Source organism: Kitasatospora sp. MAA4 (assembly GCF_029893355.1).
Classification (GTDB): domain Bacteria; phylum Actinomycetota; class Actinomycetes; order Streptomycetales; family Streptomycetaceae; genus Kitasatospora.
The window spans coordinates 11,758-32,661 of record NZ_JARZAI010000048.1 but is presented as its reverse complement, the minus strand read 5'-3'; the positions used below and the strand labels follow the sequence as shown (position 1 = coordinate 32,661).

Genomic DNA, 20,904 nt, shown 5'->3' with positions numbered 1-20,904 from the left:
TCCTGCGTCCTGATCCGCTGCACCGACAGCGAGCGCATCATCCACTTCCCCGCCCGCGCCATCACGACCCCGGCCGCCAGCTCCGGCGACACTCCGCCGACCGGCACCCCTGTCTCCCCCTGGGTCCCCGGTACAGTCCCGGGCGTCAGCACCGGCGGTACCGCCACCCCGGGCGTCCCCGCCACCCCCGGCACAGTCCCGGGCGTCAGCACCGGCGGTACCGCCACCCCCGGCACACCCGCGCACCAGGGCAGCGGCGACGGCAGTGGTGGCACCGTAGCCGGTCTGCGCTACCCCAAGGTGAAGACCGGCCGGGGCCCGATCGCCACCGGGTCCGCCTCGGGCCCCTCGGTCCTCGCCGGCAACAGCGGTGCCAAGAACTCAGGTTGGCAGTTCACCGCAGTCGGCAACGGCCGCTACGAGATCACCAGCGCCGTGTCCGGACTCGCGCTGACCGAGAACACCAAGACCTACGACGCCGACGCCAAGCCGTGGACCGGCGCCGACGAGCAGAAGTGGCAGCTCGTCAGCCAGGGCGGCGGCCAGTACCAGATCCGGATCACCGACCAGGACTGCCTGACCTACGACGAGGACGCCAAAGCCCTGGGCGTCTGGACCTGCAACAACGCCTCGAACCAGCAGTGGACGCTCCAGTAGCAGCCGGCTCGTCCCGACCCGGCGCCCGCTGGGTCGGGACGTCTTACTGAGCTAGCGTCCGACCTCGCGGTTCAGGAAGTCCTCCACGGTCTCCCGGCGGATCAACTGGCGGGCCCGGCCGTCGCGGACGGCGACCACGGCCGGGCGGCCGACCAGGTTGTAGCTGGAGGCCATCGACAGCTGGTAGGCGCCGGCCACCGGGACGGCCAGCAGGTCACCGGCCCGGACGTCGGCGGGCAGCTGCGCGTTCGGCACCAGGACGTCGCCGGCCTCGCAGTGCCGGCCGACCACGTCCACCTCCCAGGGCTCGGCCGTCGAGGCCCGGCCGACCAGGCGGACCGTGTACCGCGCGCCGTAGAGCGAGGGGCGCGGGTTGTCGCTCATCCCGCCGTCCACCGCGACGAACACCCGCCCGTCCGTGCCGTGCTTGACCGCGAGCACCCGGTAGAGCGCCACTCCCGCCGGCCCGACCACCGCGCGGCCGGGCTCGACCAGCAGGCGCGGCACGCTCAGCCCGTGCTCGGCGCAGGCCGCTGCCAGCCGCTCGCCGACCCGCGCGGCGAACTCGGCCAGGTCGAGCTCCGGCTCATCGGCGAGGTAGGGCACGCCGTGGCCGCCGCCCAGGTCCAGCTCGGGCAGCTCGACGCCGTGCCGGTCGCGGATCCCGGCGAGCAGCGCCACCACCCGGTCGACCGCCTCCAGGAAGGGTTCGACCTCGGTGATCTGGGACCCCAGGTGGCAGTGCAGCCCGGCGAGGCTGAGGCTCGGCTGCGCCAGCACCCGGCTCACCGCCTCCGCCGCGTCGCCGCCCTCGATCGGGAAGCCGAACTTCTGCCCCGCCACCCCGGTCCGCACAGCCGCGTGGTGACCGGCCGCCACGCCCGGCAGCACCCGGACCAGCACGCGCTGCGCCTCGTCCGCAACCGCCAGCGCGGCGAGCCGCGGGATCTCGGCCAGGCCGTCGATCACGATCCGGCCCACCCGCAACCGCAGCGCCAGCCGCAGCTCCTCGGGGCTCTTGGCGTTGCCGTGCAGCAGCATCCGCTGCGGCGGGAACCCGGCCGCCGCCGCCAGCCGCAGCTCGCCCACCGAGCAGACGTCCAGCCCCAGGCCCTCCTCGGCCACCCAGTCGGCCATCGCGCTGCACAGGAACGCCTTGGCGGCGTACAGCACTTCGGCCTGCGGCAGGGCCTCGCGGTAGGCCCGGCAGCGGGAGCGGACCTCGGCCTCGTCCAGGACGTACAGCGGGGTGCCGAAGCGGTCGGCGGCCTCGGCCAACCCCACGCCGCCGAGCAGCAGTTCCCCACCGGGAGCCGTACGGGCGGACGCGGGCCACGGACTGCCCACCGCACCGCCTTCGAGCGAGCGGTCGGCGAGCGGTCGGGCGAAGGTGACGGTCATGGGATTGCGCTCCTCGTCAAGGGGGACTGCCCTCACCAGTGGAGACCCGATCCGCACCCATGACACCGGTCCCTGACGCGCCGGCTACGCGATCGGGGGCCACTTTGACGTACCTCTTACGGGTGATCATCGTGGACGAACCGCTGCGGGCGGCAAGGAGGCTCGTTGGGCAGGGCATGACGATTTTCAAGAACAACCGCACGGTCGTACTCACCCTCGTCGCCGTGGCCGCACTCGGCGCGACCGCCGCCGCCGCCGGCCCCGAGCTGCCGATCAAGGGCACTGCCACCCTGTGCCTGACCCAAGCCGCCGCGCAGTCGCTGGCCACGGACGGCGTCACGCTGACCGGCACCGGAGCGGCGCAGAGCGCCGGCAACTGCGTCACCTTCCCCGGCTCCGGCGCACTCTCCATGGACCTGCTCTCCGGCGACCTCCCGCTCCAGGGCGGGATGCAGTTCGCCGGGGCCGGGCACACGCTCGACGTGACCAACTTGCGGATCAGCGTCACGAACCGGGCGGACAGCGCGGACGTCTCGGTGGACGGCGCGCCCGCCACCAGCATCGACTTCGTGCACTTCACCATCGACCCGACCAAGGTCGTCCTCACCCCGACGACCGCCGCAACGAGCTCTCCCATCGCGCTGAGGCTCACCTCCCCGGGCGCCGACGCCTTCACCGCCTCCTTCACCCACAGCCCGGTGGCACCCGGCGAGGCCCTCTTCGACTTCACCGGAAAGGGCACCCTGACCAACCCGCTGGGCGGCTTCGGTTCCTGAGCACCGCGAGGGGCTCATGGCGATTCCCCAGGGTCCGCCAGGGTCCCGCGCCCGGGTTCCCTAAGGCCCTCGTCCGAGGCCCTGGCCGCAGCCCGCCCGGTCGCGGCCACCTGCGTCAACGGCATCCCCGACCTGGTAGAGCCCGGCGCCACCGGCCTGCTGGCACCACCGGGCGACCCCGCCGCCCTGGCCCGCGCGGTCGGCTACGACACCACGACGGTCACCTGCCAGCTCCCACCGGCCGCGGTGCCGCTGGTCAGCCGGGCTTCGCCCGCGCTCGCGCCCTGGAAGATCCCCGGGGTGACGCCGACGGGAGCGGTGAGCATCCCGGCGCCGGCGTCGGTCAGTACGGGCGGGGCGGAGCTGACCACGGCGCTCCAGCGGCCGGCTGACGCCGGGTCGCCCGACGGCGGGGTGAGGAAGACGGCTAGCCGGCTGCCCACCGACAGGCAGAAGACGCCGGAGTCGGCCTCGGTGAGCGTGCCGGCCGTGCGCGGCAGCACCGCCTCGGGCGGCTGCCGGCACGCCGCGGACGTCTGCGCGGCGGGGTGGGCCGGCGCCGCCGAGCAGCCTGCGGCGAGCACGATCACCAGGGCCGAGAGCGTCGCGCGGGGTGACACATGCGTCCTCACATGCGTCCTTTCAGCTGGATCGGGAAGGCGCGGTGGCGCGCCGCGGTCGCGGCGCGCCACCGCTGACGGAACGTCAGTGCTGGTTGGTGGCGCTGCTGTAGGAGCTGACACAGCCTCCGGCGCCGCCGTTGAAGTTGTTGCTCCACAGCGACTGGACGGCGTACTTGGCGCCGTTCATGCTGATGATCGACGAGGCGCCCTGGCCACTGGCGACCCAGGCGCACTTGTCGCCGGTCTCGGAGCCCGTGCTGTCGACCCAACCGCTGCTCGGCGCCGGGTCGGTGAGGGTCTCGGCGTACTCGTGGCCGCCGACGATGGTGACGCCCTCGGTCGCCCCCTTGACGCCGCTGCTGCCGGTGGCCACGAAGTTGGCGCCGCAGCCGGCGCCGGCGTCGGAGACGTACGGCATGTTGGTGTACGGGAGGTCCTTGCCGGCGCTGGTGCTGGTGTGGTCGTGCCAGGCGCAGTACTGGGTCCCGAAGCCCGACGGGACGACGCCGTGTGCCGCGTCCACGATGATCTGGACGTTGTCGCCGGAGACGCCGAAGTGTGCGGCGGCCTTGGCGGCTTCGGCGGCGATCGCCGTCTGGCCGGGCTTGGCCGGGGCCTTGACCGAGCTGTCCAGCCAGGTGCCGGCCACCGGGTTCGAGGCCGGGTGGCCCACCGCGGTGCCCGCGCCGTTGCACTGGGTGGTGCCGACGGCCACGCCCTGGCAGTACTGCGTCTGGGAGTTGGACCAGCTGTCGCCGCCGCCGTAGGCGTGCTGGAAGAAGGAGAGCTGCAGCGCGGCCTCGCCCGAGGGGTCGTTGGTGACCGTGGAGCCGGTGCCCCACTGGTTTCCCCAGTACACGATGTAGATCTTCTGGTTGGTGACGATGTTGCCGCCGCCGTAGGCCAGGTTGTTGCCGGTGGCGGCCGGGGCCGCGGACCGGGTGTGCAGAGCGTGGCCGACGGTCTCCGGGACCTGGGCGCCCGCCGGAGCAGCGGCGAGCAGGGCGGTGGCGGCCAGCGCGGCGGCCGAGACGGCTGCCAGGCCGGTTGCCTTCGCGGAGGTGCGCCGGGTGGGGGCGTGCAGAATCGAACGCAGCAAGGTAATGCCCTTCGATGAGGGTGGTCGATGGGGCGTGCGTCAGGCGCGGCCGGTGACCCGCAGGGGTACTGCGGGCAGGGGGCGGCCGGGGCCGTGGTGGCGCGAAACCTGGGGGGGAACCCGATCGATTGCGGGTCGCGGCGAGCGTAGCCAGCTGCCAGAACGCGGTCAAGAAGGTCAACTCAGAGGAACTTCAAAACAATTGAGAGGTTTCCGGCCCAGCCGATTCCTGACTCGGCCGCTACGGGTGGGGCCGGGCCTCCCGTCGGCGCTCGGCAGCTCTCCGCACCTCCGTCAGCGCGCGCTCCCGGTCGACCGGCGGCGGCTGGAACCGGCCGGCACCCATCCGGACGTGCTCCTCCCAGCGGTCCTGCCAGAACTCCACCGTCCAGCCAGGCCATCGCTGCGGCATCTCGTACGCCTGCGCCGACGCCCCGAGCACCCACCAGCCCACCCGGCGCCGCAGCGGATCGACGTGGATCCCGGCATCAGCCGACACCTGGCACACCCCGTGCTCCGGGCCGCCCGCCAGCCGGTCGAGCAGGGCAGCCCCCTCCCGGACCGGATGGTCGTTGATGTTCGCCAGCAGGTAGCAGCGGTCCGCCCCGACCGTCACCACCGCGACCATCGGCTCGGGGTCAGCCAGTTCCTCGTCACCCGGTTCGAGCAGCGGCCCCACGAAGATCCTGTTCTCCCGATCACGGACGTGTCCGGGGTCCAGCCCAAGGTAGGTCCGCAACTCAGCGGGGCCGTCGTACATCCACCGCACGTCCCATCCAACCCAGGCCTCCCGCAACAGCTCCAGGGTCGCGGCCCGGTGTCGCATCACGGCGCTCGGCCCCTCCCAGGCGAACAGCATCAGCACCTTACGGCCGAGGTCGATCAACCCCGCCCCCTGGCAGTGCACATCGTCCAGCCACCAGTCGGACGCTTTCAGGCGCCCGACCAGCGAGAGCGCCTCCGCCGGCCCCGCCAGCAGGTCGAGGTCGATCCCCACCGCCCCGAACCGCGACAGGTACAGCTCGTACTCACCGCCCTCACGGACGACAACAAAGTTCGCACGATCACCCATCCGCCCAGAATGGCCAACACCGGAGCCGGGCCGCCACCGAATTGACGGGCCGCAAGCTCAGGCGCCGGGCACCCCCTGGGGGAAGCGGAGGAGGCCCTGCGGATCGTAGGCCTGCTTCACCTGCCGCAGGCGTGCCAGGTTCGCGCCGTAGTACGCCTGCTGCCAGCCGGCCAGCTGCGGGTCCAGATAGTTCTGGTAGGCCTCCCCGCTCGTGTAGGGCCGCATGGCCGACCAGACGTCCTGCAGCCAGCGAGCTGACTGCTCCACCGCTGGGCCGGAACCAGCCCCCGGGTCGGGATAGTTGGCGATGTACTGGGCGATGAACAGCCCGTCGCGGTGCACGAACGCGGTGTCGCCGGGCGCCACCCGGTTGACCGCGCCGCCCAGCGCGTCGAAGGCCACCGCCGCGCTCCCGCCCTGCGGCGCGGTGTGCGCGTAGCGCTGGACGGCCGCGGTGAGGGTCGCGATGCCGCTGGTGCTGATCGCCCGGGTGTAGACGTCGGAGCGGGCCGCGTACGACTCGCGGGTCAGCCGGCCCTGCGGACTGCGGCCCGGCAGGGTGCCCGGCAGGTGCGCGGCGGCCTGCGACCAGCCCGCGACGCCGCCCATCACCTGCATGGTGGCCAGGTAGGACGCCGAGTGCAGCGAGACGGTTGCGGGACGGACCGCCAGTCGGTCGATCTGGTTCGCCAACTCACCTTGCGATCCCAGGTAGTTGACCGTCGCGGTGACCTGGAGTCGACCGTCCGGCCAGGCCAGCAGATGCAGGTTGGCCCAGAGCTGGTCCGGAGCGCTCGGCGCCCACGCCTGCCAGGCCGCCACCACCGCCGCCGCGGACGACCACGGCCAGGAGAGGAAACCGTACGCGCAGTCCACCGCCGGGCTGGTACGGAAGTCGAAGGAGGTGACGACGCCGAAGTTGCCCCCGCCCCCGCCGCGCAGCGCCCAGAACAGGTCCGGATCCGTCTGCGCGTCCACCTGCCGGATCCGGCCGTCCGCGGTCACCACCTGAGCGCCGGTCAGGCTGTCGCAGGTCAGCCCGTACGCCCGGCTGGTGACGCCTATCCCACCGCCCAGCGTCAGCCCTGCCACCCCCACGCTGGGGCAGGAGCCGGCCGGAATCGTCACCCCGCGGGCGGCCAGCTCGGTGTAGACGTCGATGAGGCGGCTCCCCGCGCCCACGGTGGCCGAACCGCCGGAGGAACTGACCGCGTTCATGCTGCTGACGTCCAGCACCATGCCCGTCCCCGACGACCAGCCGGCGTAGCTGTGCCCGCCACTACGCAGCGCGACCGGGACGGTGAACCGACGGGCGAATGCGAGCGAGGTGACGACGTCCTGGGCGCTCGCCGCGTACACGATGGCGCCCGGCCGCAGGACGTCGAACTGCGGCTGGTACAGCTGGCCCGCGGCCGGGTAGCGGCTGTCACCGGGCAGGACCACGGGACCCTGGAGGTCCTTGGCCAGCGCCGCCCAGTCGGCCGGCCCGGCGGACTGGCCGGACTGGCCGGGCTGGGCGGACTGCGGCGTCGCGGGGCCGTTCCGAGGCGTCGAGGGCGGGGCGCTGGGGCCCGCGGCACCGGCGCCTGTGGGCGTGCCGGTGGCCGCTCCCGCGGACCGCCCGACCGCGCTGCACCCCGCCAGCGCGGCTGCCGCGGCCGCTCCCGCGCCGAGCCGCAGCAGACGCCGCCGGTCCGGGCCCGGACCGCTCGGCCCCGCCCACTGGTCCAACGGGTCGCCGCTGTCGTCCTGCATGGTCGAACTCCCAGCTCGTCGGCCGCTGTCCCGCAGACGGCGCCCTGCCATCACGTCCACCTGCATTCACGCGATCCTCGCACCGATCGGTTTCACCGGCCTGGCACCCACAGCGGAACTGCCGTCGCCGCTGCCACTGCCACTGCCACCGCCGCCGCCCGGAGCGGCCGGCGTTTCGGCCCGTGCCGTTCGGGCACACGCCTGAACGGCTGACCCGATCTGCGGATCGCACTCCCCCACCCTTCCGCCCTCTCCCCCCGCCCCCTGCGCAGGTGGGATGGCGAGCCACCGGACGTACGGAGGTGACCCGGGTGCCCACGTCGCCCGTACCAGCGCCCGTGCCGGCGCTGCGCTTCGGCGTCGAGGAGGAGTTCCTCCTCGTGGACGCCGCGACCGGCACCAGCGCCCCGCGGGCGGGCCAGGTACTGGTCGACGCCTCCCAGGTGCTCGGCGATCGGGCGCAGAGCGAGTTCTACACCACCCAGGTCGAGGGCTGCACGCCACCGGTCCGGGCCGCGACCGCCCTGTACGGGGAGCTGACCGGCATGCGCCGCGCGATGGCGGCAGCGGCCTCCCGCGCCGGCTGCCTGCTGGTGGCATCGGGCTCGGCCGTGCTCCCCAGCGTCCACCCGCTGCCGGTCACCGACACCGGCCGCTACCGGCGCATCGCCGCGCTGCTCGGGCCGGTGGCGGACCAGGTGGGCGGTGAGATATGCGGTTGCCACGTCCACATCGGCGACCTGACCAGGAGTGAGGCACTCGCGGTGGCCAACCGGCTGCGGCCCTGGCTCTCGGTCCTTCAGGCGCTCGGCGCCAACTCGCCGTTCTGCGAGGGCCGCGACAGCGGCCTGGCGAGCAGCCGGGTGGTGCACTACAGCGGGTGGCCGACCTTCGGACCGCCGCCGGTACTGACCGAGAGCGGCTACGAGCGCCTCGTCGACCGGCTGGTCGCCTCAGGGGTGATCCTCGACCGCCGGATGGTCTACTGGTTCGCCCGCCCCTCCGAGCACCTGCCCACCCTGGAGGTCCGGATCGCCGACGTGAACGCCGACATCGACGTCACGGTCCTGCTCGCCGTCCTCGTCCGCGGCCTCACCCAGGTGTTTCTGACGGAGGCCCGCAGCGGCGCCGGCTGCCCGCGCGTTGCGCAGGCGGCCCTGCACGCCGCGCACCGCCGGGCCGCCCTCGCAGGGCTGCGGGGCACCGGACTCGATCCGGTCACCGGCGAGCCCGCCGCGATGCCGCGCCTTCTCGCCCGGCTGCTCGATCGCGCCGCACCGGGCCTGGAAGCAGCCGGCGACCTCTCCCGAGCCCACGCACTGACCGCCCACGTACTGCGGAACGGAACGGGCGCCGACCGCCAGCGCTCGGCACTTACCCACCACACAACCCTGCGCGGCGTCGTCGACCACCTGGCGGACCTCACCACAACAGGCCCCACCCCGCAACCGGACCCGCCACCACCAGGCGCCGCCGTCGCGGCGTGAGGGAACGCGACCGCCCGACCGGTCGTCACGGTGCCGTCGTAGCTGTCCAAGCCGCAAGTATGAGCTCTGAGGGCAAAGGGAAATACCCACCTCTTGCCACTCTCAATCTATATCGCACCGGGGGGCTTGCGGCAAGACCCCGGTGGTGCGGCAGAATCGCCGACCGAGGCCAGAACCTGACGAATTGGGAGATTCGCGAAGTGCATGCGCATTTGTCGGTTTCTGGCGGCCTCGGATCGGAGCTGATGACATGAATCCCCTGACCACCACTGCGAGCGCGTTCGCCCTTCCCGAGCACCTCTCGCGCCTCTCCCCCAAGGCCGCCCCGGCGCTGATCAGCGGCGACGAGCGGCACTTCGCGGCTATCGCGGAGAGCCTTGAGCAGGCGATCGCCGAGTTGTCCGACCGTCTCGATGCCGAGCGCAGGGCGCCTGGCGGCGTCGGGCGGGAGGCGATGGACCGGGACCTGGAGATCCACCGGCTGACCGGCCGCCTGCGCGCCCTGCGTCGCTTCGGGCTGGACCTGTGCCTGGGGCACATGGTCAGCGCGGAGAGCCCCGAGCCGGTGTACGTCGGACGGCTGGGGCTCACCGACAGCGCGGGGCGCCGGCTGCTGCTCGACTGGCGCTCCCCCGCGGCCGAGCCGTTCTTCGCGGCGACGCACGCGAACCCGGCGGGTCTGGCAAGGCGCCGCAGGTACCGCTGGACCCGCGGCCGGATCAGCGACTACTGGGACGAGGTGTTCACCGCCGACGGGCTCGAAGGGCACGCCGCGCTCGACGACCAGTCCGCCTTCATCGCCAGCCTGGGCGGCAACCGGTCGGCCCGGATGCGGGACGTGCTCGCGACCATCCAGTCCGACCAGGACGCCATCATCCGGGCGGGATCCCGCGGCGCTCTGGTCGTGGACGGCGGTCCGGGGACGGGGAAGACCGTGGTCGCTCTGCACCGCTCCGCCTACCTCCTCTACTCCGACCCCCGCCTCGGCCACCGTCGGGGCCGCGTGCTGTTCGTCGGTCCGCACCAGCCCTACCTGGACTATGTCGCCGACGTCCTCCCCAGCCTCGGGGAGGAGGGCGTGCAGACCTGCACCCTGCGGGACCTGGTCGCCGAGGGAGCGGGAGCAGGGGTCGAGAGCGACCCGGAGGTGGCCCGTCTGAAGGCGTCCGCGGACCTGGTGAAGGCGATCGAGCCGGCCGTCGGCATCTACGAGGAGCCGCCCGGCGAGGGGATGACGGTCTCGACCCACTGGTCCGACGTCTGGCTGAGCGCCGACGACTGGGCGGTCGCGTTCGCATCGGTCGAACCGGGTACTCCGCACAACGAGGCGCGCGACCAGATCCGCGAGGAGCTGCTCACGATCCTGATGGACAAGGACGACAGCGACGCCCCGCCCGAGCAGCTCCGGCGGTCGCTGCTGCAGAACAGGGAGCTGATCACGGCCCTCAACCGCGCCTGGCCGATGATCGAGCCGACCGACCTCGTCGGAGATCTGTGGACGGTACCCGCCTACCTGCGCAAGTGCGCTCCCCGGCTCAGCCCCGCGGACGTGCGCAGGCTCCAGCGCGCGGACGCCCAGGCCTGGACGGTCTGCGACCTGCCGCTCCTGGACGCCGCCCGGCAGCGGCTCGGAGACCCGCAGGCGTCAGCGCGCAAGCGCCGGCACGACGCCACCGTCGCCGCCGAGCGCGAGCGCATGGCCGACGTCATCGACCACCTGCTCCAGGCCGACGACGACGGCGAAGGCGCGGTGACGATGCTGCGCGGACAGGATCTGCGGGACAGCCTGACCGACGAGAGCGCGCTGCCCACCACCGACCCGGAGCCGCTGGCCGGCCCGTTCGCCCACATCGTCGTGGACGAGGCCCAGGAACTGACCGACGCGCAGTGGCAGATGCTGCTGCTGCGCTGCCCGTCCCGGAGCTTCACTATCGTCGGGGACCGCGCCCAGGCCAGGCACGGGTTCACCGAGTCGTGGCGGGAACGGCTCGAACGGATCGGACTCGACCGGATCGAGGTGGCCTCGCTGAGCATCAACTACCGGACGCCGGAGGAGGTCATGGCGCAGGCCGAGCCGGTCATCCGCGCCGAGCTCCCGGACGCCAACGTGCCGACCTCCATCCGCAGCAGCGGCATCCCCGTCGTCCACGGATCGGTTGCGGAGCTGGAGTCGGTCCTCGACACCTGGCTCGCCGATCACGCCGACGGGATCGCCTGCGTGATCGGCGCTCGTGACGCAGGCACGTTCCGGGCGACGTCGCGCGTCCGGTCGCTGACCCCGGAGCTCGCGAAGGGGCTCGAGTTCGACCTGGTCGTCCTCATCGACCCGCAGGCGTTCGGCACGGGCGTCGAAGGAGCGGTCGACCGCTATGTCGCAATGACCCGGGCGACCCGGCAACTCGTCATCCTCACGAGCTCCTGACTCCTAACTCCTGACGCCTGACGCCTGGCACCCCCGCATCAGGGCAGCTTCCACTGCTGGTTGGCGCTGCCAGCGCAGTCCCAGATCTGGACCTGGGTGCCCGGGCTGGTGGACCAGCCGGTGTCGTCCAGGCACCGGTTGGACTGGGGGTTGTAGAGCGACCCGTCGGACCTCGGTATCCAGACCTGGGCGCCGGTGCTGTTGCAGGTGTACAGGTCGACGGTGGTGCCGTTGGCGGTGCCGCCGCCGTTGACGTCCAGGCACTTGCCGAGCACGTGCAGGGTGGTGCCCGCCTGGACGAACGTCCACTGCTGCGCGGCGGACCCGTTGCAGGTGTAGACCTGGACCGGGTTGAGGTCGGCGGTGTTCGCGCTGCGGTCGTCCAGGCAGAGCCCGCCGTAGCCGACGACCGGGCCTGCCGTCCCGCCGCCCGTTCCGCCGCCGGACCCCGTAGTCGTGTAGGCGGCGACGGAGGCCACGCTCATGGTCCCGCCCGAGCTGGTGCCGGCGGTCGGTGTGGTGCAGCCGCAGGCGCCGTTGGGGAAGCCGCCGCCGATGGCCAGGTCGAAGATGATGGAGAGGTTGTGGTCGAAGGCCTGCTGCCAGGTCCCGGCACCGACCTGGGCCTCGTTCACGCTGAAGTAGGCGGACCCGTCGAGATACCAGGTGATCGCCTCCGCCGAGGTGTCGGTGCGGTCGAGGATCATCGAGTAGGTGTGGAACCCGCCCTGGCAGCCGGGGCAGGACCGCAGTCCGCTGCCGATGCCGTTGCCCTCGTTGCAGACACCGCCGGGGTAGGTACCGCAGTGGATGGTACCGGCGACCTCGGCGAGTGCGTTGACGTCCTCCATGATGTCGATCTCGCCGTTCTCGGGCCACTGGCCGGGGCCCAACATCCAGAACGCGGGCCAGTAGCCGGCCCCGCCGGCCGGACCCGGCTGCTGGATGGACGCGGTCACCTCCAGCTTCCCGCCGGCCGGCGCACCGACCAGGGCGCTGGGCGTGTGGATCCGGCCCGAGGTCCAACTGCCGCCGCTGTTCAGCGCGGTGATGTCGAGATGGCCGTTACCGTCGAGGTGGACATTGGCGGTCGAGTTGGTCATGGTCTCGATCTCGCCGGTGCCGAAGTTCGCACCAGGACCGGTGTCGTAGGTCCAGTTGGCGCTGGACGGCGCGCTGCCCGCGGGCCCGGCGAAGTCGTCGCTGAACACCGTCGTCCAACCGGACGGCGCCGGCGGCACCGTGACGGCCTCGGCCCGCACCGGGGCGGCGACGAAGGCGAGTGCGGCCAGCAGCGCGAGGACGGACGAGCCGGCGATCCAGCGCCGAGGTATCAGGTCCGACCTGCAAGGCGGGGCAGAAGCGGCGGTGGGGTGGATGGTCCGGGAAGGCATCAGCAGCTCCCTGAATCGACTGACGTGGATTCAACTCCTTTACGGAGCAGCGCGTCAAGAAGCCGGACATTCCTGGTTCTTACTTCACTTCCTGGACGCCAGGGCTCCCACGGAGGCGAATCACCGTCCAGCTCTTGTCGGCGAGAGTCACGTGTTCCCGGACGCTCCAACGCGTCGACGACGGGCCTGGTCCACGTCCTGCGCTCGATCCTGGCCGAGGCCGACCTCCTGATGGCGGTCGACGGCTACCCCGACCTCGCCGCCCTCACACCCGACGCCCTGCGACGCACCGGCTGACCTCGGGCCGGCCCCGATCAGCTCTGCTGGACGGGCGCAGCTGCCCGCGGTCTCCCCACAATGAACGCACGCACGGAACGCACGCACGCACGGGAGACCGATCGGAGCAGACTGTGGTCCAGACGATGAGCCTCTCGACCGGCGCCCGCACGGAGGCGCTGGCCCAGCTGGGGCGCCGCGAGTTGGACGTCCTGGTGGTCGGCGGCGGAGTGGTGGGCGCCGGCTGCGCGCTGGACGCGGTCACCCGGGGGCTGCGGGTCGGCCTGGTCGAGGCCCGGGACTGGGCCTCCGGCACCTCCAGCCGGTCCAGCAAGCTGATCCACGGCGGATTGCGCTACCTGGAGATGCTGGACTTCCGGCTGGTCGCGGAGGCGCTGAAGGAGCGCGGACTGCTCATCCAGCGCCTCGCACCCCACCTGGTCCGGCCGGTGCCGTTCCTCTACCCGCTGACCCACCGGGTGTGGGAGCGCCCGTACGTCGGCGCGGGCATCCTGCTGTACGACACCATGGGCGTCACCTCCGGCACCGCGCGCGGGCTGCCGCACCACCGCCATCTGCTGAAGCGCCAGGCGATGCGCGAGGCGCCGTGCCTGCGCGACGACGCCCTGATCGGCGCCGTCCAGTACTGGGACGCCCAGGTGGACGACGCCCGGCACACCATGAACATCGTTCGCACCGCGGCCAGTTACGGGGCGCTCGTCGCCAACCGCACCCAGGTGGTCCGCTTCCTGCGGCAGGGCTGGCGGGTGGTCGGCGCTCTGGTCAGGGACCTGGAGAGCGGGCAGGAGATCGAGGTCCACGCCAAGCAGGTGATCAACGCGACCGGCGTCTGGACCGACGACACCCAGGCGCTGGCCGACGCCCGCGGGAAGTTCCACGTGCGGGCGTCCAAGGGCGTCCACCTGCTGGTCCCGCGGGACCGGATCAACTCGCGGTCCGGGCTGATCCTGCGGACCGAGAAGAGCGTGCTCTTCGTGATCCCCTGGGGCCGGCACTGGATCGTCGGCACCACCGACACCGACTGGGACCTGGACAAGGCCCACCCCGCCGTCACCTCCCGGGACATCGCGTACCTGCTCGAGCACGTCAACAGGGTGCTGATCACCCCGCTGGTCCCCGAGGACGTCGAGGGCGTCTACGCGGGCCTGCGCCCGCTGCTCGCGGGCGAGGCCGCCGAGACCAGCAAGCTCTCCCGCGAGCACCTGGTGGCGCACACCGTGCCCGGTCTCGTGGTGGTCGCCGGCGGCAAGTACACCACCTACCGGGTGATGGCCAAGGACGCGGTGGACGAGGCGGTCCAGGCTCTGGACGGCGAGAAGGTGGTGCCCCCGTGCACCACCGAGACCGTCCCGCTGGTGGGCGCCGAGGGCTACCTCGCGCTCTGGAACGCCCGGTACGGCCTGGCCGAGCGCTCGGGTCTGCACGTGGCGCGGGTGGAACACCTGCTGGGCCGCTACGGCTCGATGATCCACGAACTGCTGGCCCTGGTGGCCGAGGACCCCTCGCTCGGCAGGCCGCTGCCCAGTTCGGACGACTACCTGCGGGTGGAGGCCGTGTACGCGGTCACCCACGAGGGCGCCCGGCACCTGGACGACGTGCTCACCCGCCGCACCCGGATCTCCATCGAGTCCTGGGACCGCGGTGTGGACGCGGCGCGCCCGGTGGCCGAACTGATGGCCGGCCCGCTCGGCTGGGACGCCGAGCAGATCGAGCGCGAGATCGCCCACTACACCCAGCGCGTGGCGGCCGAGCGAGCCGCACAGCAGGAGCCCGACGACGTCGGCGCCGACGCGGTCCGGCTGGGCGCACCGGAGATCGTCCCGCCGGCGTGAGCTCGGGGTGTCAAGGGTTCGTCAAGAAGAGCCCGTCCCGCGTAGCCGGCGCGTCAAGGGCGTCCGTTTCGGGCCGTTCCGGGCTTCTACTGATCTCAGGGAAAGTCGGGATCCGACTCTCTGAACAGTCGGGCATCCGGCTACCAGACCTGCGAATCACAGGACTGGTGGCCGGATCCCCCAGAACGAAGGAAGCGAAGCATCATGGCTGAGGACACCCGGGTCGTCGTCGGAGTCAGCGGATCGCGCGGCAGCGCCGCGGTGCTGCGCCGCGCCCTGGAGGAGGCGGCGCGCCGCGACGCGGTCCTGGTCCCGGTGCTGGCCTGGACGCCCGTCGGCGGGGAGCCCGCCTACCGCGCCCACCCGTGCCCGCCGCTCGCCAAGCTCTGGGAGCAGCGTGCCGCCGACCAGCTCGACGCCGTCCTGGCGCAGGCCCTCGGCGGCCGGCCGGCGGGCGTGCGGATCGAGCCGATGGTCGTCCGCGGCGAGGCCGGGCCCGTCCTGGCGCAGGTCGCGGACCGCCCGGACGACCTGCTCGTGGTCGGCACCGGCCGCCGCGGCACCCTCGCCCGGATCCTGGCCGGCTCGGTGAGCCGCTACTGCCTGGCGCACGCGGCCTGCCCCGTGATCGCGGTGCCGCCGACGGCCCCGGCCCCGACCGCGCCCACCGGCGCGCTCAGCCGGAACCGGCCCGCTGCCCTCGCGGCCTGACTCTCAAGTCAGTGTCTGCACAACGCCCTTGGCGGCATGCTCGACCGCAGCGGACGCCAGCGCCCGGATGATCGGGTGGGGCCGGGTGCCGTCTCCCGCGAGCTCGGGCTGGAACAGGGTCGCGAGGAAGAACGGGTGGTCCGCCAGCTCGGCGATGCGCACCTCACCCGCCTCGTCCAGGCCACTGAAGCGCAGCCCGTGGGCGCGCAGCACATCCAGGTACTCCGGACTCGTGCCGTAGGAGCAGTGGTAGCGCTCGACGGTCCGCTCGGCGCCCAGGACGCGCTCCGCCAGCGATCCGCTCTCCACGTTGACCACGCCTTCGTGGCCGACCAGCGAGCAGGCCAGCGGGACGATCAGCAGGTCGTCCGCGTCCGGCTGGTTCTCCGCGTGATTGACGCCGGAGAGCCCGCACACGTCGCGGGCGAACTCCAGGACCGCGTGCTGGAAGCCGGCACAGGTGCCCAGGAACGGGATCCCCCGCTCACGCGCGGTGCGGACCGCCGTGATCGCGCCCGCTTCGCTGCGATACGGGCTGCCGGGCACCAGCCAGACGGCGTCGAAACCGGCGAGGACGTCAGCGGATTCCACGTCCTGGGTCGGGATCCAGTACGCGTCCAGGACCAGCTGGTCGCGCCGGACGAGCGCGTCGAGGAGACCAGGGATGCGCGCGTGGGCCCGGACACTGGGCGAGCGGTCGCCCACCAGTGCGACACGGGCTGTCGAGGCGTTCACAGGCTCAGTCATGTCGACCATCCTGACCCGGAACCCGAGTTCAGCACCAGCGATGATTCCTGGTCTACTCATTAGCGATACTGATGGACATGGATCCGCATCTGCTCCGCACGTTCGTGGCCGTGTCCCGGTGCGGTTCGTTCTCCGAGGCGGCCCGCGAACTGGGCTACACGCAGTCGGCCGTGTCCCAGCACATCGCCACGCTCGAAAGCGACCTCGGGGCGAGCCTCCTGCTACGGCGCCCGGTCGCCCCAACCGAAGTCGGCGTCCGGCTGCTGGAGCACGCCGGGCCGCTGCTGCTGCGGCTGGACGCCGCCCGTGCGGACATCGCGCGTCTGACCGCGGCGCCCGCCTCCCGCATCGTCATCGGCCTCTCACCGCTCGCCTTGAGTCCGCGGTTCGTCCGAACGCTTGCCGACCTGCGCCAGGCGCAACCCCGCCTGGACGTGACGGTGCGTCTCCTCGGCCGCGAGGCCGTCGCACGCGAGGTAGCGGCCAGGGCCGTGGACCTCGGCCTGGTCGACGGCATCGCCGCCCCCAACGACCCGCTCCACCTCGCCGACGTCGGCCCGCTCACGGCCTTGGCCGTCACAGAGCAGCCTCTGGCCGTCGCACTCCCCGCCCGGCACCCGCTGGCCGGCCGCGCCGGTCTGCGTCTGGTCGACCTCACCGACGCCCGCTGGATCGACGCACCCGACACCGCCATCCCGCTGGCGCACCTGCGCACCGCGAGCGGCTCCGAGGGCTACCGCGCGTCGCTGCGCTACGAAGGAACCGACCTGCACGCACTGAACGCACTCATCGCGTCAGGACACGGACTCGCGCTACTCCCCCAGTCTTCGATCGACGGTGTCCCCGGCATCAGCACCGTCCCCCTCGCCGCGCCACGGCTGGTGCACCGCACCGAGGCCCTGCACAGCAGCCCACCGGGCACTCCGCCGGCGCTCCTCGCAGCCGCCCTCGCGGCAGCCACCGGATGACCGGGACCAACTCCCGTTGGACCCGTTGTCGGTGGGTGGTGGAAGACTTGGCCGCATGAAGCCCAATGACCCCAAGGACGACCTGCACCGCTACCTCAAGGCGGTCCGCGAGGCCGTCGTCTGGAAGCTCGACGGACTGTCCGAGTACGACGTCCGCCGCCCCCTGACGCCGACCGGCACCAACCTCCTCGGCCTCGTCAAGCACCTCGCCAGCGTCGAACTCGGGTACTTCGGCCCGACCTTCGGCCGCCCGCACGAGGAGTCCCTCCCCTGGGAGGGGGAGGACGCCGAGCCCAACGCGGACATGTGGGCAACCGCCGACGAGTCGCGCGAGTCCATCCTCGGCCTCTACCAGCGCGCCGTGGCGCACGCGGACGCGACCATCGAGGCGCTGCCGCTCGACGCGATGGGCCACGTCCCGTGGTGGGGCGACACCGGCGACGTGACGCTTCAGCGGATCATGCTGCATGTGACGGCCGAGACCAACCGGCACGCCGGCCACGCCGACATCGTCCGCGAGCTGATCGACGGCAAGACGGGCATGCGGGCGAGCAACAGCAACATGGACGGCGGCGACGACTCCTGGTACCAGGAGTACTGGAACAAGCTGGAGGAATCCGCCAAGGAGGCCCAGGCCAGGCAGGGCTGACGCCGCCTCGGGGAGTGGAGCACTGAAGCCGGCCGTACTCGTCCGAGCGCGTCACGGCTTCAGCGCCTCACGGCTTCTGGGCGACGCCCGCGTAGCAGGAGGCCTCGGTGCTGGTCACGGTGGTGGAGTCGTCCTCGGGGTCGGGGCGCCAGAGGTGGGTGGCGGTGATGCCGGGCCGCAGGAGGTGCCAGCCGTCGAAGAAGCGGGCGACCTCGTCCCTGGTGCGGGCCTGGCCGGGGGTGCCGGCGGCCTGGTAGGCGGTGGTGAGGCGCTGGATGCCCTCGGGGTCGAAGTCGGGGGTGGCGTGGGTGATGGTGAGGGTGCTTCCGGAGGACAGGGCGCTCTTCAGGCGGTCGACGATGTGGTGGGCGCCGCGGTCGTCGGGGACGAAGTGCAGCAGCGCGTTGAGGCTCAGGGCCACCGGCCTGCTCAGGTCCAGGGTGTCGAGCAGGGCGGGCGAGGCGAGGAGCGCCTCGGGATCGGTGACGTCCGCCTGCACGTAGGCGGTGCGCCCGGCGGGATGGCTCTCCAGGAGCGCGCGGGCGTGGGTGAGGACGATGGGGTCGTTGTCGGTGTAGACGACGTGGGCCCGGGGGCGCAGGCCCTGGGCGACCTCGTGCAGGTTGGGCGAGGTCGGGATTCCGGTGCCGATGTCCAGGAACTGGGTCATGCCGAGGTCACCCGCCAGCAGGCGCGTGGAGCGGTGCATGAAGCGGCGGTTGATCCGTGCGGTCGCCAGGATCGAGGGGAAGACCGTCATCGCTCGGGCCGCGGCCTCGCGGTCGGCGGGGAAGTTCGTCGTGCCACCCAGGAAGTAGTCGTACATCCGGGCTGAGTGCGCCCGGTCCAACTCCAGGTCCACTACGCCGTCCTCGCGCGCCATCGTGCGCCCCCTCACTACCGTCTGCCGGTCCGTCTGCACCATGATGGCCGCCTGCGAGCATGTGCGGAAAGTAGTCGTACTTATCCGGAGCGTCAAAGATCTTGGAGCGGTGCTGCACGGAGAGCCGACTTATCCGGTTGGCTGACCAGTAAGAGAACGTGTCTGTCTCCACCGACGTCCGCTCCACCGTGGAGCGGTGCGGTGCCACCAACCGGGACATCCGTGACCATCGATCTGGAAACCATGACGGTCTGGGAGACCTGATGGGACGCCACCCCACCACCGACGCGCCCCACGCCACGGACGTCCACCTCCTGCGCCCGCAACCCCGCTGGCGGCACAGCATGATGACGTTCGCCGCCTTCCACGAGTACCACCACAAACTCTGGCTCCGCTACGCCCACACCCAGGTCGGCAGCCGCAGGGCGGCCCAGGGCGTCGTCGACGCGCTGTGCGCCGACCTGCTGGAGAGCTGGGAGCACGTCCTCGAACAGGAATCCGTCCCGGGCCACGCCTGGACCCTGCTCAAGGACCACGTCCACGCCTGGCTCCAGCAGCACCGCCGCCAGCCCGCCCTGGTCGGCACCGCGGCGTTCCACGCCACCATCGGCAAACTCCTCGTCAGCGAACTGCGCGACCAGTTCGCCGTCATCGAGAGCGAACTCGGCCTCTACGCCGCCATCGCGCTCCTGCCCGACCGCCAGTACGACACCGTCGTCCTGCGGTACGTCCTGGGCCTGACCGCCACCGAGACCGCCGAGCGCCTCGGCATCGAGGAGGCGACCGTCCGCTCCCACATCCGGCACGCCAAACGCGCCCTCGCCCGAGAACTGCACCTGCCCGCGCCACCCGACCTGGAAGAGTGACCGTGCGTACCGACCAGCCCCGCCCCGCCATCGACACCGTCCTGGACGGAGCCGAGATCCTCGTCGACGACTACGACGACTACGACACCCACGCCGCCCTGATCCGCGCCCAGCAGGCCGTACAGGCCAGGCAGGCCAGGCAGGCCAGGCAGGCCGGGCCCCGGGACGAGATCCCGCACCGCTTCCCCGCCCCCTCCGACCAGGCCGCCCACGACCTCGACCTCGCCGTCACCCTCATCCTCACCGCCCCTCAGGCCGCCGCCGGCCTGCGCCAACTCGCCGACACCGAGGACATCGAACCCGCCGGCGCCCTCATCCTCGGCTCCCTCCTGCACCTGGCCGGCTACCGCGACGCCGCCACCTTCTGGTGGCAGTTCGCCGCCGGCAGCGGCAGCCGCAACGCCGCCTTCTGCCTCTTCCTCGCCCACCGCAAACGAGCCGAGCACCGCACCGCCGACCACTGGCGGGCCCACGCCCGGGACGCCACCGCCCAGCTCCGGCGGCAGGCCGAGGGAGGACTGCGCGCTCTGCTCCCCCAGGACGTCCAGAAAGACCTGATCAGACAGTGCCACAGTCGCCGCCCCCTGGTCCTGCCGCACACCCTGGAGGCCGCCGTCAACAGCCTCCACTACCACCGCCACCCCGACCTGGGCGACATCCCGGCCCTCTCCCCCGACCTCCCCCGCTCGTTCGAGTACACCACCCAGTGACTCGGCACCGACCGGCCGGCTCCGGCGTCAGGGCCGGTTCGGGTCGGGGTGCACCACCATGAAGAGCGACCAGGCCGGCGCGGTCGGGTCGTCCGGGCGGGCGGCGAACTCCTCGAGCAGGGCGTGCAACCGGGTCTGGAACTCCGCCATCTGCGCCGGCGGCAGGCGCAGCCCGAGCCGGGTGCTGTCGACCTCGGCCGCGGGGGCCAGGGCCAGCTCCTCCAGGAACGCGTCGAGCAGCGACCGGTCCTGTGCGGGCGCATCGAGCTGCCAGGACTTCCGCGTCGCCAGATAGGGAATCTCCCGTGCGCCGCGCGCGCCGCGTCGCTCTTCCTGGGCCTGCAGAAAACCGGTGCGCACCAGCGTCCTGGTGTGGTGCAGCACGCTGGCGGGATCGGAGCCGAGGATCGCCGCGATCTCCTTGTTGGTGCGCGCCTCGCCGAGGCAGATGCGCAGAATTCGCAGGCGGAGCGCGGAGGCCAGCGCCTTCGCCTCCGCGTCGGTCGCCGGGCGGCGTTCGGTCATGGTCGTCAGCCTACGGGAGGGCCGGGAGGC

At 72.3% G+C, this 20,904-nt stretch carries 19 protein-coding genes; 10 read left to right on the top strand and 9 right to left on the bottom strand.

Features of this window, described 5'->3' with window-relative positions; translation table 11 throughout:
* Positions 1 to 657 (top strand): RICIN domain-containing protein (locus tag P3T37_RS36005; protein ID WP_280728189.1); only part of this gene is annotated, 657 nt, incomplete at its 5' end.
* A 51-nt stretch (positions 658 to 708) separates the two neighbouring features.
* Here the strand turns inward: P3T37_RS36005 and lysA are convergent.
* Positions 709 to 2,058 carry a diaminopimelate decarboxylase gene (gene lysA, locus P3T37_RS36000; protein ID WP_280728188.1) on the bottom strand — a complete coding sequence of 450 codons (1,350 nt, stop codon included), beginning with the start codon at positions 2,056 to 2,058 and terminating at the stop codon, positions 709 to 711.
* 176 nt (positions 2,059 to 2,234) lie between these two features.
* Between lysA and P3T37_RS35995 the strand changes: the two genes are divergently transcribed.
* Positions 2,235 to 2,834 (top strand): HtaA domain-containing protein, encoded by a 600-nt coding sequence (locus tag P3T37_RS35995; RefSeq protein WP_280728187.1) that lies wholly within the window; start codon positions 2,235 to 2,237, stop codon positions 2,832 to 2,834.
* 203 nt (positions 2,835 to 3,037) lie between these two features.
* Here P3T37_RS35995 and P3T37_RS35990 read toward each other — a convergent pair whose 3' ends face one another.
* From P3T37_RS35990 to P3T37_RS35975, 4 genes are all read right to left on the bottom strand, one after another.
* Positions 3,038 to 3,454 (bottom strand): hypothetical protein, encoded by a 417-nt coding sequence (locus P3T37_RS35990; protein WP_280728186.1) that lies wholly within the window; start codon positions 3,452 to 3,454, stop codon positions 3,038 to 3,040.
* An 85-nt stretch (positions 3,455 to 3,539) separates the two neighbouring features.
* The gene (locus P3T37_RS35985; RefSeq protein ID WP_280728185.1) at positions 3,540 to 4,556 is read right to left on the bottom strand and encodes a hypothetical protein; all 1,017 of its coding nucleotides are present in this window, start codon (positions 4,554 to 4,556) and stop codon (positions 3,540 to 3,542) included.
* Between the two features lie 241 nt (positions 4,557 to 4,797).
* Positions 4,798 to 5,628 (bottom strand): hypothetical protein, encoded by an 831-nt coding sequence (locus P3T37_RS35980; RefSeq protein ID WP_280728184.1) that lies wholly within the window; start codon positions 5,626 to 5,628, stop codon positions 4,798 to 4,800.
* 57 nt (positions 5,629 to 5,685) lie between these two features.
* On the bottom strand, positions 5,686 to 7,383 hold the full coding sequence (locus P3T37_RS35975; RefSeq protein ID WP_280728183.1) for an FAD-binding oxidoreductase: 1,698 nt from the start codon (positions 7,381 to 7,383) through the stop codon (positions 5,686 to 5,688).
* 311 nt (positions 7,384 to 7,694) lie between these two features.
* On the opposite strand from P3T37_RS35975, the gene P3T37_RS35970 reads away from it, so the two are divergent.
* Together P3T37_RS35970 and helR are read left to right on the top strand one after the other, a co-directional pair.
* Positions 7,695 to 8,870 (top strand): glutamate--cysteine ligase, encoded by a 1,176-nt coding sequence (locus P3T37_RS35970; RefSeq protein WP_280728182.1) that lies wholly within the window; start codon positions 7,695 to 7,697, stop codon positions 8,868 to 8,870.
* A 250-nt stretch (positions 8,871 to 9,120) separates the two neighbouring features.
* Positions 9,121 to 11,292, top strand: coding sequence for an RNA polymerase recycling motor ATPase HelR (gene helR / locus P3T37_RS35965; RefSeq protein WP_280728181.1), 2,172 nt, complete (start codon positions 9,121 to 9,123; stop codon positions 11,290 to 11,292).
* Between the two features lie 38 nt (positions 11,293 to 11,330).
* Here the strand turns inward: helR and P3T37_RS35960 are convergent, their stop codons facing one another.
* On the bottom strand, positions 11,331 to 12,686 hold the full coding sequence (locus tag P3T37_RS35960; RefSeq protein WP_280728180.1) for a ricin-type beta-trefoil lectin domain protein: 1,356 nt from the start codon (positions 12,684 to 12,686) through the stop codon (positions 11,331 to 11,333).
* A 422-nt stretch (positions 12,687 to 13,108) separates the two neighbouring features.
* Between P3T37_RS35960 and P3T37_RS35955 the strand changes: the two genes are divergently transcribed.
* Positions 13,109 to 14,815, top strand: coding sequence for a glycerol-3-phosphate dehydrogenase/oxidase (locus P3T37_RS35955; protein ID WP_280728179.1), 1,707 nt, complete (start codon positions 13,109 to 13,111; stop codon positions 14,813 to 14,815).
* 204 nt (positions 14,816 to 15,019) lie between these two features.
* Entirely contained in the window at positions 15,020 to 15,526 is a 507-nt protein-coding gene (locus tag P3T37_RS35950; RefSeq protein ID WP_280728178.1) for a universal stress protein, read from the top strand.
* A gap of 3 nt (positions 15,527 to 15,529) precedes the next feature.
* On the opposite strand, the gene P3T37_RS35945 is transcribed toward P3T37_RS35950, so the two are convergent.
* On the bottom strand, positions 15,530 to 16,273 hold the full coding sequence (locus tag P3T37_RS35945; RefSeq protein ID WP_280728177.1) for a hypothetical protein: 744 nt from the start codon (positions 16,271 to 16,273) through the stop codon (positions 15,530 to 15,532).
* A gap of 77 nt (positions 16,274 to 16,350) precedes the next feature.
* Here P3T37_RS35945 and P3T37_RS35940 point away from each other — a divergent pair, with 77 nt between their 5' ends.
* A complete protein-coding gene (locus P3T37_RS35940; RefSeq protein WP_280728176.1) occupies positions 16,351 to 17,241 on the top strand; it encodes a LysR family transcriptional regulator in 891 nt (296 codons plus the stop codon).
* 55 nt (positions 17,242 to 17,296) lie between these two features.
* Positions 17,297 to 17,890: a DinB family protein gene (locus P3T37_RS35935; protein WP_280728175.1), complete on the top strand. Its 594-nt coding sequence runs from the start codon at positions 17,297 to 17,299 to the stop codon at positions 17,888 to 17,890.
* Between the two features lie 67 nt (positions 17,891 to 17,957).
* Here the strand turns inward: P3T37_RS35935 and P3T37_RS35930 are convergent, their stop codons facing one another.
* A complete protein-coding gene (locus tag P3T37_RS35930; RefSeq protein ID WP_280728174.1) occupies positions 17,958 to 18,773 on the bottom strand; it encodes an SAM-dependent methyltransferase in 816 nt (271 codons plus the stop codon).
* A gap of 263 nt (positions 18,774 to 19,036) precedes the next feature.
* On the opposite strand from P3T37_RS35930, the gene P3T37_RS35925 reads away from it, so the two are divergent.
* A complete protein-coding gene (locus P3T37_RS35925) occupies positions 19,037 to 19,639 on the top strand; it encodes a sigma-70 family RNA polymerase sigma factor (RefSeq protein ID WP_280728173.1) in 603 nt (200 codons plus the stop codon).
* 2 nt (positions 19,640 to 19,641) lie between these two features.
* The gene (locus P3T37_RS35920) at positions 19,642 to 20,349 is read left to right on the top strand and encodes a glycoprotein (RefSeq protein ID WP_280728172.1); all 708 of its coding nucleotides are present in this window, start codon (positions 19,642 to 19,644) and stop codon (positions 20,347 to 20,349) included.
* Positions 20,350 to 20,376: 27 nt separating this feature from the next.
* Here P3T37_RS35920 and P3T37_RS35915 read toward each other — a convergent pair whose 3' ends face one another.
* Positions 20,377 to 20,874 carry a winged helix-turn-helix domain-containing protein gene (locus P3T37_RS35915; RefSeq protein WP_280728171.1) on the bottom strand — a complete coding sequence of 166 codons (498 nt, stop codon included), beginning with the start codon at positions 20,872 to 20,874 and terminating at the stop codon, positions 20,377 to 20,379.
* Positions 20,875 to 20,904: the final 30 nt, after the last annotated feature.

Excerpts from the sequence above, each read along its gene's own strand:
- lysA (WP_280728188.1), bottom strand. The coding sequence starts at position 2,058 with ATGACCGTCACCTTCGCCCGACCGCTCGCCGACCGCTCGCTCGAAGGC.
- P3T37_RS35995 (WP_280728187.1), top strand. The coding sequence starts at position 2,235 with ATGACGATTTTCAAGAACAACCGCACGGTCGTACTCACCCTCGTCGCC.
- P3T37_RS35980 (WP_280728184.1), bottom strand. The coding sequence starts at position 5,628 with ATGGGTGATCGTGCGAACTTTGTTGTCGTCCGTGAGGGCGGTGAGTAC.
- P3T37_RS35975 (WP_280728183.1), bottom strand. The coding sequence starts at position 7,383 with ATGCAGGACGACAGCGGCGACCCGTTGGACCAGTGGGCGGGGCCGAGC.
- helR (WP_280728181.1), top strand. The coding sequence starts at position 9,121 with ATGAATCCCCTGACCACCACTGCGAGCGCGTTCGCCCTTCCCGAGCAC.
- P3T37_RS35960 (WP_280728180.1), bottom strand. The coding sequence starts at position 12,686 with ATGCCTTCCCGGACCATCCACCCCACCGCCGCTTCTGCCCCGCCTTGC.
- P3T37_RS35955 (WP_280728179.1), top strand. The coding sequence starts at position 13,109 with ATGAGCCTCTCGACCGGCGCCCGCACGGAGGCGCTGGCCCAGCTGGGG.
- P3T37_RS35950 (WP_280728178.1), top strand. The coding sequence starts at position 15,020 with ATGGCTGAGGACACCCGGGTCGTCGTCGGAGTCAGCGGATCGCGCGGC.
- P3T37_RS35945 (WP_280728177.1), bottom strand. The coding sequence starts at position 16,273 with ATGACTGAGCCTGTGAACGCCTCGACAGCCCGTGTCGCACTGGTGGGC.
- P3T37_RS35940 (WP_280728176.1), top strand. The coding sequence starts at position 16,351 with ATGGATCCGCATCTGCTCCGCACGTTCGTGGCCGTGTCCCGGTGCGGT.
- P3T37_RS35935 (WP_280728175.1), top strand. The coding sequence starts at position 17,297 with ATGAAGCCCAATGACCCCAAGGACGACCTGCACCGCTACCTCAAGGCG.
- P3T37_RS35930 (WP_280728174.1), bottom strand. The coding sequence starts at position 18,773 with ATGGCGCGCGAGGACGGCGTAGTGGACCTGGAGTTGGACCGGGCGCAC.
- P3T37_RS35925 (WP_280728173.1), top strand. The coding sequence starts at position 19,037 with ATGGGACGCCACCCCACCACCGACGCGCCCCACGCCACGGACGTCCAC.
- P3T37_RS35915 (WP_280728171.1), bottom strand. The coding sequence starts at position 20,874 with ATGACCGAACGCCGCCCGGCGACCGACGCGGAGGCGAAGGCGCTGGCC.